This window comes from Arthrobacter sp. UYEF21 (assembly GCF_040546085.1).
In the GTDB taxonomy this organism is placed as follows: Bacteria; Actinomycetota; Actinomycetes; order Actinomycetales; family Micrococcaceae; genus Arthrobacter.
This window is the reverse complement of the sequence record NZ_JBEPNF010000002.1, coordinates 298,489-308,171: the sequence shown is the minus strand read 5'-3', so window position 1 is coordinate 308,171 and position 9,683 is coordinate 298,489. Positions and strand designations below refer to the sequence as shown.

The 9,683-nt window shown below is 65.8% G+C and carries 12 protein-coding genes and 1 pseudogene; 5 read left to right on the top strand and 8 right to left on the bottom strand.

Annotation, left to right across the window (positions count from 1 at the left end; translation table 11 throughout):
* Positions 1-112: 112 nt before the first annotated feature.
* Both ABIB27_RS04725 and ABIB27_RS04720 read right to left on the bottom strand, forming a co-directional pair.
* The gene (locus ABIB27_RS04725) at positions 113-379 is read right to left on the bottom strand and encodes a SulP family inorganic anion transporter (RefSeq protein WP_354215592.1); all 267 of its coding nucleotides are present in this window, start codon (positions 377-379) and stop codon (positions 113-115) included.
* 396 nt (positions 380-775) lie between these two features.
* On the bottom strand, positions 776-1,156 hold the full coding sequence (locus ABIB27_RS04720) for an ArsR/SmtB family transcription factor (RefSeq protein WP_354215591.1): 381 nt from the start codon (positions 1,154-1,156) through the stop codon (positions 776-778).
* Between the two features lie 97 nt (positions 1,157-1,253).
* Here ABIB27_RS04720 and ABIB27_RS04715 point away from each other — a divergent pair, with 97 nt between their 5' ends.
* From ABIB27_RS04715 to ABIB27_RS04695, 5 genes and pseudogenes are all read left to right on the top strand, one after another.
* Positions 1,254-1,712, top strand: coding sequence for an FAS1-like dehydratase domain-containing protein (locus tag ABIB27_RS04715; protein WP_354215590.1), 459 nt, complete (start codon positions 1,254-1,256; stop codon positions 1,710-1,712).
* Between the two features lie 2 nt (positions 1,713-1,714).
* The gene (locus ABIB27_RS04710; RefSeq protein ID WP_354215589.1) at positions 1,715-2,152 is read left to right on the top strand and encodes a MaoC family dehydratase; all 438 of its coding nucleotides are present in this window, start codon (positions 1,715-1,717) and stop codon (positions 2,150-2,152) included.
* Between the two features lie 52 nt (positions 2,153-2,204).
* Entirely contained in the window at positions 2,205-3,260 is a 1,056-nt protein-coding gene (locus tag ABIB27_RS04705) for a UDP-N-acetylmuramate dehydrogenase (RefSeq protein WP_502909115.1), read from the top strand.
* 220 nt (positions 3,261-3,480) lie between these two features.
* Positions 3,481-4,577 (top strand): annotated as a pseudogene (locus tag ABIB27_RS04700) (winged helix DNA-binding domain-containing protein).
* Between the two features lie 154 nt (positions 4,578-4,731).
* Positions 4,732-5,424 (top strand): type IV toxin-antitoxin system AbiEi family antitoxin domain-containing protein, encoded by a 693-nt coding sequence (locus ABIB27_RS04695; RefSeq protein ID WP_354253579.1) that lies wholly within the window; start codon positions 4,732-4,734, stop codon positions 5,422-5,424.
* Positions 5,425-5,489: 65 nt separating this feature from the next.
* Here ABIB27_RS04695 and asd read toward each other — a convergent pair whose 3' ends face one another.
* The 6 genes from asd to ABIB27_RS04665 form a co-directional block, all read right to left on the bottom strand.
* On the bottom strand, positions 5,490-6,632 hold the full coding sequence (asd, locus tag ABIB27_RS04690; RefSeq protein ID WP_354253578.1) for an aspartate-semialdehyde dehydrogenase: 1,143 nt from the start codon (positions 6,630-6,632) through the stop codon (positions 5,490-5,492).
* 48 nt (positions 6,633-6,680) lie between these two features.
* On the bottom strand, positions 6,681-6,920 hold the full coding sequence (locus ABIB27_RS04685; RefSeq protein ID WP_354253577.1) for a hypothetical protein: 240 nt from the start codon (positions 6,918-6,920) through the stop codon (positions 6,681-6,683).
* Positions 6,921-7,037: 117 nt separating this feature from the next.
* On the bottom strand, positions 7,038-7,430 hold the full coding sequence (locus tag ABIB27_RS04680; RefSeq protein ID WP_354253576.1) for a hypothetical protein: 393 nt from the start codon (positions 7,428-7,430) through the stop codon (positions 7,038-7,040).
* Positions 7,431-7,914: 484 nt separating this feature from the next.
* Entirely contained in the window at positions 7,915-8,133 is a 219-nt protein-coding gene (locus tag ABIB27_RS04675; RefSeq protein ID WP_354215584.1) for an NF038396 family protein, read from the bottom strand.
* Position 8,134: 1 nt separating this feature from the next.
* On the bottom strand, positions 8,135-8,719 hold the full coding sequence (locus tag ABIB27_RS04670; protein WP_354215583.1) for a dihydrofolate reductase: 585 nt from the start codon (positions 8,717-8,719) through the stop codon (positions 8,135-8,137).
* Positions 8,716-9,519, bottom strand: a complete 804-nt coding sequence (locus ABIB27_RS04665) for a thymidylate synthase (RefSeq protein WP_354215582.1) — start codon at positions 9,517-9,519, stop codon at positions 8,716-8,718. The genes ABIB27_RS04670 and ABIB27_RS04665 overlap by 4 nt, the downstream gene beginning before the upstream one ends.
* Positions 9,520-9,683 lie beyond the last annotated feature (164 nt).

Here is a 9,683-nt window from a genome sequence, read left to right as displayed (position 1 = left end):
GGGCCGGATTCGTAGACGACCTTGACCGGCGGGGCGAACCGGCGGACCCACTCCAGCACCACAGCCGGGTCAGAAGCCATGGTGTGGTTGCTGATCTCTCCGGTGGCCGGGTTCAGTGCATGGCCCACGACGTTGACCGGACAACTGGGTCCGCTCGCGTATAGCTGAGGATCGCAGCCACAGTGCCCCGTGAGACCATCCGCGCCGCCGTCACCATGGGGACCCTGCCCAGGGCCGCCAGCGGGTTGCGGGTGACCATTCCCGATGCCAAGTAAACAATGGCCAACAGGACTACGGCACGGACGGCGGCGGCCATCCGTGTTTTGGCACCTGACCGCACATTGACAGCCGTCCGTGCGATGGCGCCGGTGGCCGGCATGCCGCCAAACAGGTCGACAGCGACAGAAGCCAGGCCCTGGGCCCGTGAGCTCGCGGTCGGGGCTGTAAACCCCGCCGGGCCTGCCGTCGGGGCCGGTCATGCCCGCGGCCACCCGCGCTGAGAGCAGGGACTCGATGGACGCCAGGACGGCAATGGCCACCGCCGGCATTGCCAGGCTCCCCAGCGAAGCCAGATCGAATGCGGGCAGGACCAATAGCATCACGACGGCGACCCCCGCCACGAGCGCCAGTCCCGCCATCAGGGAGAGCAGGGCCACGATGCCCACGGTAATGCCCGCCAGCAGATCTGAGCGTTAGTATCGCCGGAAGCCAGCGTGGTCGGCCCGGGAAGGCAGGAAGCGGCTGATTCCCCGGGTGCCCGGGCGGAGGCTGCTGCTCACGGGGCGGTTCCCTCGGACAACTGTGTTGCCGGGCGCTGCTGGGCCAGCCTGAGCTGTTCATTCGAGTCAGCGAGGCTGTCCAGCAGGAATGTGCGTGCGATGGCGAGCAGCTTCGATATCCCCGGGTGCGCCAGGCGGTAAGTCACGGCGTTGGCGGAGCGCACGGATGTCACCACTTTGTGCTTTCGGAGCGTGGCCAGGTGCTGGGACAGATGGGAAGCTTCTAGCCCGGTTTCGGCCAGCAGGTAACTGACTGCAGCCGTGTTCTCCGGAGCTGCAGCCAACAGCTCCAGGATCCTGATCCGGGCCGGATGAGCCAGCGCCTTGAACAGGTTGGCCCTGATTTCGTAAAGCGGAGCCTGGGCTGGAGACAACATGGTGAACGTTCCTGTGCAGTCACTTGATGAAATGATAAATTCATCATATCAAGGTGCCGCAAGGCCTCCCGGGCCGGGCACCGATAGGCTGGACGCCATGACTATCAATCCGGACCTGCAGGGCCGCAGCTACCCTGCCGCAGAGGTGTACGACGTCGGACGCGAGAAAATCCGCGAGTTCGCCCGTGCCGTCAAGGCAACCCACCCAGCCCACTTCGACGTCGAGGCCGCCAAGGCCCTGGGCCACAGCGACCTGGTGGCGCCGCCCACGTTCGCCATCATCGTTGCCCAGCGTGCCGACGCGCAGCTGATCGAGGACCCGGATGCCGGCATCGACTTCACCCGCGTGGTCCACGCGGACCAGCGTTTCATCCACCACCGCCCCATCTTTGCCGGCGACCGACTCGTGGCCGAGCTGCATGTGGACGGCGTGCGTGCCATGGGCGGCGGCGCCATGATCACCACCAGGGCCGAGATCTTTGCCCTCAGCGAGGACTCCCGCGAGGCAGTCTCCACCACCACGTCATCCATCCTGGTCCGCGGAGAGGGACAGTAACCATGAACCCCAGCTTCCATGAACTCAGCGCAGGCCAGGACATCGGCAGCCGCACCATCGAGGTCAGCCGCACCGACCTGGTGAAGTACGCCGGCGCGTCCGGCGACTTCAACCCCATCCACTGGAACGAAGCCTTCGCCACCGGCGTGGAACTGCCCGGCGTGATCGCCCACGGCATGTTCACCATGGGTGCCGCCGTGCAGCTGGTGACCGACTGGGCAGGCGACCCAGCCGCCGTCGTCGACTTCCAGACCCGCTTCACCAAGCCGGTCCTGGTCACCGACACCACCGGAACCACGGAGCCCGGGGCCACCATCGAGGTGAGCGGCGGCATCGGGAAGCTCGACGCCGAGGCGGGCACCGCCCGCGTGGACCTCACCGTGGTTGCCGCCGGCCAGAAGGTGCTGATGAAAGCCCAGGCCGTCGTCCGGCTCTCCTGAGCATTCACCGGGGCTGTCCACTTTTCCCTATAGTGGATAGGTGACTTCCCCTATGCTCGCCCAGCTGACCACGGCCGCCGTCGGAGGTCCCGCAGGTAAATACGTTGACGCCCGGACCGAGCCCGAGATCATTGACGCCGTCCGCACGGCAGATGCTGCGGGGGAGCCTGTCCTCATCATCGGGGGCGGCTCCAACCTCCTGATTTCCGACGACGGGTTCCCCGGCACCGTGGTGAGGATAGCCTCCGAGGGGTTCACCGTTAGCGCGGAGGACTCCTGCGGCGGCGTGGCAGTTGTGGTCCAGGCCGGCCACAACTGGGACGCGCTGGTGGAGCACGCCGTGCTGCACGCCTGGTCCGGTCTTGAGGCCCTCTCCGGCATCCCCGGGGCCACGGGCGCGACGCCCGTGCAGAATGTCGGCGCCTATGGCTCTGACGTCTCCCAGACCATCGCGGCGGTCCGCACCTGGGACCGGACCCGGAACGCGGTGCAGACCTTCACCAACCCCGAGCTGAAGTTCGGGTACCGCGATTCCATCCTGAAGCAGACCACCGTGGACGGCTCACCCCGGTATGTCGTGCTGACTGTTGAATTCCAGCTGCCACTGGGCCGGATGAGTGCGCCTATCCGCTACGCCGAGCTGGCCCGGTCCTTGGGGGTGGAACCCGGTAAACGTGCCTACACCAACGACGTCCGGCGTGAAGTCCTCCGCCTGCGCGCGACCAAAGGCATGGTGCTGGACCCCGCGGACCGGGACACCTATTCCACGGGCTCCTTCTTCACGAACCCGGTTGTTCCGGTCGAGGTGGCCGCACGGTTACCCGATTCCGCACCGCAGTATCCTTCCGGTGCCGAAGGCATGGTCAAGCTCTCCGCTGCCTGGCTGATCGACCAGGCCGGGTTCGGCAAGGGCTACGGCCTGGAGCCGGACAGCGCCTCGGGCGGACGGGCGTCGCTGTCCACCAAGCACACGCTGGCCATCACCAACCGCGGCTCGGCCAGCGCCAAGGACATCCTGGCCATCGCGCACGAGGTGCGCGCCGGCGTCGTCGAACGCTTTGGCATTGAACTGCAGCCTGAACCGCTGCTCGTCGGGCTGACGCTTTAGTTTCAGCCGGCCTGCGACGGGCAGCGTGCCCGTCAACGGAGTCCGTTTCCCGGAGGTTCGCGGCGATCTCCAGGAAGGCTGCGGCCCAGCCGGTCAGCGCCAAGTACGGGCTCATAAACAACCAGACCAGCCGGCCGCTGCGTGGCCGCTGCTCGAACAACTGCCACAACTCCCCAAAGTCATGGTTCTACACTATGCGGGCCGGTTCTAGGATGAGGGCATGGCAGCGAACCGGGTAAGCCGCAGGGTCATGGGGAGGCTCCGACTGGCCTCGCAGGGGCTGTTGGGGTCAGGGTTCGGTTCTGTGCCAGCAGCGGTCCGCTGGATGACGGCGACGCAGGCGCAGGACCTGCAGGCAGCGCTGTGGGCTGTCGGCCTTCGTGTTCCGGGATCAGGGCTGGCGGATGTCCGGGCCGCACTGGAAGATGCAGCGTGGTCCGGTCCTGGCCGATGCGCGGCACGCTGCACCTGGTGGCTCCGGAGGACCTGCGGTGGATGCTGGGCCTTACGGCTGAACGTCTTCGTCGCGTGGTTGCCGGCCGGCACCGCGAACTGGACATCACCTGGGCGGACATCGAAAAGTGCCGCGACGTGGCCCTGGAACGCGTGGCGGGTGGCGGCTCCATTAGCCGCGGCGAACTCTTCGCCGTGTTTAAGGCCGCCGGGCAGCCCACCACCGGCCAGCGGGGAATCCATATCCTGGGGACGCTGTGCCGCCACGCCTGGTTGGTCCAGGGCCCGCTGGCCGGAAACCAGCAGCTACTGGTGGCGTTCGACGAGTGGATCCCCGTTTCGCGGACACTGGAGCGTCAGGAGGGTATCGCCGAGTTCGCCCTGCGATACTTCCGCAGCCACGGCCCGGCCACGCTCCGTGACTTCGCGTGGTGGACCCAACTTCCGCTGACGGAGGTGCGGGCGGCGTTTGAGCAGGTCAGCGGGCAATTGGTGCCGCTGGAGTTCGGTGCGGCGGCCTATTGGATGTCGCCGCAGACCGCGTCGCTGCTCGACGCCGGTGTGCCCGGCCAGCGCTCGGTGCTCCTGCTGCCTGGCTTCGACGAGTTTGTGCTCGGCTACCAGGACCGCAGCCTCGTGCTGGCCCCGGAGCACGCCAACAAGATCGTCCCCGGCGGCAACGGCGTGTTCAAGAAGAGCATCGTTGCCGGGGGAGAGGTGATCGGCACGTGGGGCCTCGCGGGCACCAGCCGGAGCGCCGCCGTCGTGCCTGAACTCTTCGACGAAGCCAGGCCGCTCGGCGTAGGCGCGCAGGCTGCCTTTACGGAAGCCGCCGCACAGTACCTGCGCTTCCTCGGCCACTGACCGGCCCCAACCCGCACGACCGGCCCGGCCTCGCTTAGCCGGTGCTGGGCAACGCCGCTCGTGCCGGGCAGAGCCGCGGATGCCGGACTGCCGGTTGTCCACATGGGACGACTGAGGGCTACCGGGGCCTGAGATGTCCCGGGAGCCTTGGACCATGAAAGCTGACAGGATTCAGGTGCTCGTGGATGCACGGTGGCCAGCCTGCCCGATCGCATCCACACGACAGCTGGCCGCCACCGCGCTGGACGATCGCGTACTGTCGGCGGCTGTCCGCAGCGGGATCGTTGTCCGGCTTCGGCGGGGCGCCTATGTCCGGCGGGCATACTGGAATGGTCTTGAGCCTTGGGACAGGGACAATGTGCTGATCCAGGCGGACTTTGAGTCAACCTGTGGGCTTTCCTGCTCCGGCCATGTCAGTGCGGCAAGGCTGCACGAATGCCGTGTGTGGGGTGTGGGGCCGCTCATCCTTGTCACAACGGGTTACGCGAACTCCTCGAAAAGTGCCGGTACCGACGTCCAAACCCACCGGGTGGACATGCCATCCTCAAAGCGGGCAACTCGACGCCTATCGGCCGCTTCCGCGGACTTTGCAGCTCCCGCGAGCCGGGTGGTGATCGAGTTTGATGGCAGCGGGAAATACACCGACTACAAACCCACTGACGAGGTGTTGCTCGCCGAGCGTCGCCGAGGGAACGCGCTGGTAGAAGCGGGCTGGGTGGTCCTAAGGCTGGAATGGAAGCTCTTGGCAAGCCCTGCGGAAATGCGGCGACGGCTGCTGGCCACAATGGACCAGGCCCGGGTTCTGCCTCCCGGCGCTGACAACCAAAAGCGGCCCTGGCCCGCCTGAGCGGTGCTGGGCAGCACCGTCCGTGCGGGCCAGGGCCGCTCGTAATGGAGTTGTGAGGCAGGAGCCTATAGGTTCCCGGTGGCGATGTTGAGCATGCGGCGCAGCGGCTCGGCGGCGCCCCAGAGCAGCTGGTCGCCCACGGTGAACGCGCTGATGTACTCCGGACCCATTTCCATCTTGCGGATCCGGCCGACCGGGATATCCAGCGTGCCGGACGCTGCTACCGGGGTCAGCCCGCCCATGGAGGCTTCCTTGGTGTTGGGGATGACCTTCGCCCACTCGTTGTCATCGGCCAGGAGCTTCTCGATCTCGGTCACGGACAGGTCCTCGCGGAGCTTCAGTGTCAGCGCCTGGGAGTGGGAGCGCATGGCGCCGATCCGGATGCACAGGCCGTCCATGATGATGCGGTTTTCGTCCGAGGTGCCCAGGATCTTGTTGGTCTCCACCCCGGCCTTCCACTCTTCCTTGGACTGGCCGTTGCCCAGGTCCGAGTCGATCCAGGGGATCAGGGAACCGGCCAGCGGCACGCCAAACTGGGTGGCGTCGATGTCGGTGCGCTGGTGGGCGAGGACCTTGCGGTCGATTTCGAGGATGGCCGACGCCGGGTCGTCCAGTTCCGAGCTGACCTCGGCGTTGAGCGTGCCGAATTGGCTGAGCAGCTCGCGCATGTGCCGCGCGCCGCCGCCGGAGGCAGCCTGGTACGTCATGGACGTGCCCCACTCGACGAGGCCGTTTTTGAACAGCCCGCCCAGGCCCATCAGCATGCAGGACACGGTGCAGTTGCCGCCGATGTAGTCCTTGGTGCCGTTGACCAGGCCCTTGTCGATGACGTCGCGGTTGATCGGGTCCAGCACGATGATCGAGTCGTCGTTCATGCGCAGGGTGGAGGCCGCGTCGATCCAGAGGCCGTCCCAGCCGCGGCCGCGCAGCTCGGTGTGCACACGCTTGGTGTAGTCCCCGCCCTGGGCGGTCACAATAATGGGCAGCTTCGCCAGGGTGGCGACGTCGAACGCGTCTTCGAGCTGGCCGGCCGCGCCGGCGGCAGCACCGGCAAGAGTCGGGGCGGCACCTCCTGCGTTGGACGTGGAGAAGAACACCGGGTTGAGGTTGGCGAAGTCGCCCTCGTCTTGCATGCGCTGCATCAGGACGGAGCCGACCATGCCGCGCCATCCGACCAGGCCGACGGAGGGGGTAGCTGCTGTAGTCATTCGTACAGTTTAGACGTCGTAACCGGCAGGGCGCAGCCGGTTACGTCACTAGTCTCGGTGGTTCCCTTCACCCGGGAACGGACGCGTGCTGTCCGGGAAATTCCCGCGGGGGATTACGATCGCTGAAGGGTTTGCCTCGAACCAATTACGGGCCATGTCATCGGTCAGCGCGAACCGGGGTTTGGGCAGCCCGCGGAGGCGCCGCGACTTTGACGCCCGCCGCTCCCGCCCCACGTTACTGACCCCCGGGATCAGCTCGACGGCGGCCCAGGCGCCGCCGACAACCATGCAGGCGACACCAACGGGGGACGGGAAGAAGGAGCCGACGCCGGGGGCAGTTTCAGCCCTGACCGCATAGCGTCGCCGGTCTCACCACTGATGGCCGCGTTGACGGTGTCCAGACCATCAAGGCCCACGCTTAGTCCGCCAAGGACGTGCCCTGTTGAAGTTCGGGCCGAACTTTGCCGACGGGCCGAGATCGACGGCCCCAGCGCCGCGGGCAAGTTGGGTGAAATCGCCGAATTTGGCGCTGAGAAGATCATAGGTCCCGGAAAATGCGCGGCGGAGAGTGTCAGACCGGGCCGCGGCCTCCCACAAGTCCTTGTCTACGGCCCGGCGCAATGCCGCAAGCTGGTCCCCGGACCGCCACAAGTCCGAGACGTCGTCGCCGTGCCGGGCGACGAAGTGGGAGATATCCCGGAGCCCGAGGGGGACGCCTTTCAGGCCGAGGATACCGCTGTACGCGTCCCAGCCGCTGGGGAACGGTGAATTCGCACCGGAGATCCGTTCGGGGCCCAACGGGCTCGAAACAGACGTGAGGGCACCTGCCGGGACACCCGCCGAGACGCTCCGACCGGAACTGCCCGCCCCTCCGCCCTTGCTGGCCTTCTCCTGCTCGTTGGCGTTCTCCAGCAGCTTTTTGGACTCCTGCCTGAGCTCTAAGGCAGCACGTTGGAGCAGCGCCCTGTGGTTGGCGTTCCAGTCGGCACGGAAGGAAGCAGCGTCCTGGCCCGTCCATGGAGGGGTGCTGTTGATCTGGTTGCTTAGCTACGCCAACTGCTGAAGCAGTGCGTCGGATGCCCGGCCGAACTGCTGCGCCAGCGTCCGAAGGGCCGCGACGTCGGCGTCCCACATGTTTCCTGACACGACGTACCTTCCCCCAAAAGTCCAGCAGCGGGATTCTATGCTGCCTGCACAACGCTAATAGCGGCGCGGCCGGGCTGCGATGGGGTGTACTCCCCATTGGTCCCTGCTGCCAGCCGGCCGGCCCCAGATGAACGTGTCAGCGCCGGTTACTTTCCTCGAGCACGGCAGCCTTGCGGGCGCGCAGCGCGAAGAAGGCGCCAAACGCGAAAGCCTGCGTCACGATCACCAGCACGATGGCTCCGGCGATCTTGTTGCCGCCCAGGATCATGGTCAGCCCAACAATCGCAGAAAGCAGCGCGAGCAGCGGCAAGAGCATATAGCCCAGCACAAACAATGTTTCCGGTTTCTTCAACATCTCAGCCCTGCGTCCTAACCCATTTGGTAAACCTGTACCGCGTTCCGTTGGCTGCCGTTAGCCACCCGTCCGGGGGGACTGACGCGGCCGCCTCCCACGTCTCATCGAGCTCGGGAGCAAACGTGTCGCCGTCGGCCTCAACATCGATAGTGGTGACCACGGCGACGTTGGCAATTTCGGTGGACTGGCGGAAGACTTCGCCCCCGCCCAGGATCCACACCGTCTCGCCGCCGTCAACGAACTGCGACTCAAGGAGCGCATCGTCCAGTGAGGGAACCACGACGGCGTCCTCCGCCTCAGGTGATTCGCCCCAGGTCTTCTGCCGGGTGATCACGATATTCGTCCGGCCGGGCAGCGGACGGTACTTTTCCGGGAAGGACAGCCAAGTTTTTCGACCCATAATGACCGGGTGGCCCGTGGTGAGTCGGGTGAAGTGCTTCATGTCTTCGGGCAGGTTCCACGGCATGTCGCCGTCCTTGCCGATCACACCGCCGGAGGTCTGCGCCCACACCAGGCCGACGCCGGTAACGGAGCCAGCGAGTTCGTCCGTGAAGGACTGGGGATCTGCTGTGTTTTCGGTGCTCATACGGCGATCGGAGCCTTAATGGTGGGGTGGTGCTGGTAGCCCACCACTTCGAAGTCTTCCAGCGTGTAGTCGAAGATCGAGGCCGGCTTCCGGGTGATCTTCAGCTGGGGGTATTCGTATGCTTCGCGGTCCAACTGCTTGAGGACCTGGTCCATGTGGTTCTCGTAGATGTGCACATCGCCGCCGGTCCAGACAAACTCACCCAATTCCAGCCCAACCTGCTGCGCAATCATGCAGGTCAGCAGGGCATAGGAGGCAATGTTGAATGGCACGCCCAGGAACATGTCGGCGGACCGCTGGTACAGCTGGCAGGACAGTTTGCCGTCCGCCACATAGAACTGGAAGAACGCGTGGCACGGGGGCAGCGCCATGTCCTTGAGCTCGGAAACGTTCCAAGCGGACACGATATGCCGGCGCGAATCCGGGTTGGATTTGAGATTCTCCACCAATTCGGCGATCTGGTCTATGTGCCCGCCGTCAGGGGTGGGCCAGCTGCGCCACTGGACGCCGTAGACGGGCCCGAGCTCGCCCTCGGCATCGGCCCACTCATTCCAGATGGTCACGCCCTGGTCCTGCATCCACTTCGCGTTCGATTCGCCACGCAGGAACCACAGGAGTTCAACGGCAACGGACTTGAAATGAACCCGCTTCGTGGTGATCAGCGGGAAGCTTTTGGCCAGGTCGAAGCGGATCTGGCGGCCGAAAACGCTGGTGGTGCCGGTGCCCGTGCGGTCCGATTTGTGCGTGCCATGTGCCAGGACGTCACGCAGGAGGTCTTCATAAGGCGTTGGGATGCTCACCGCTAAAGTCTACCGGGACCGCACAACCACGTCCGCTCCCGGCGCTCGTTCGAGCGAGTTTCACTCCTCAGTTCAGCCTCGTCGCAGCTTCCCGCGGACCAGGTCGAGCAACAGCTGATCGTTAGCCGTGCGTCGCGGCCCGCATTGACCAAAAGGTCGATGGC

What these genes read in the sequence shown, in the direction of transcription:
- ABIB27_RS04725 (WP_354215592.1), bottom strand. Translation starts at nt 379, where the DNA reads ATGCCGGCCACCGGCGCCATCGCACGGACGGCTGTCAATGTGCGGTCA.
- ABIB27_RS04720 (WP_354215591.1), bottom strand. Translation starts at nt 1,156, where the DNA reads ATGTTGTCTCCAGCCCAGGCTCCGCTTTACGAAATCAGGGCCAACCTG.
- ABIB27_RS04715 (WP_354215590.1), top strand. Translation starts at nt 1,254, where the DNA reads ATGACTATCAATCCGGACCTGCAGGGCCGCAGCTACCCTGCCGCAGAG.
- ABIB27_RS04710 (WP_354215589.1), top strand. Translation starts at nt 1,715, where the DNA reads ATGAACCCCAGCTTCCATGAACTCAGCGCAGGCCAGGACATCGGCAGC.
- ABIB27_RS04705 (WP_502909115.1), top strand. Translation starts at nt 2,205, where the DNA reads ATGCTCGCCCAGCTGACCACGGCCGCCGTCGGAGGTCCCGCAGGTAAA.
- ABIB27_RS04695 (WP_354253579.1), top strand. Translation starts at nt 4,732, where the DNA reads ATGAAAGCTGACAGGATTCAGGTGCTCGTGGATGCACGGTGGCCAGCC.
- asd (WP_354253578.1), bottom strand. Translation starts at nt 6,632, where the DNA reads ATGACTACAGCAGCTACCCCCTCCGTCGGCCTGGTCGGATGGCGCGGC.
- ABIB27_RS04685 (WP_354253577.1), bottom strand. Translation starts at nt 6,920, where the DNA reads ATGGTTGTCGGCGGCGCCTGGGCCGCCGTCGAGCTGATCCCGGGGGTC.
- ABIB27_RS04675 (WP_354215584.1), bottom strand. Translation starts at nt 8,133, where the DNA reads ATGTTGAAGAAACCGGAAACATTGTTTGTGCTGGGCTATATGCTCTTG.
- ABIB27_RS04670 (WP_354215583.1), bottom strand. Translation starts at nt 8,719, where the DNA reads ATGAGCACCGAAAACACAGCAGATCCCCAGTCCTTCACGGACGAACTC.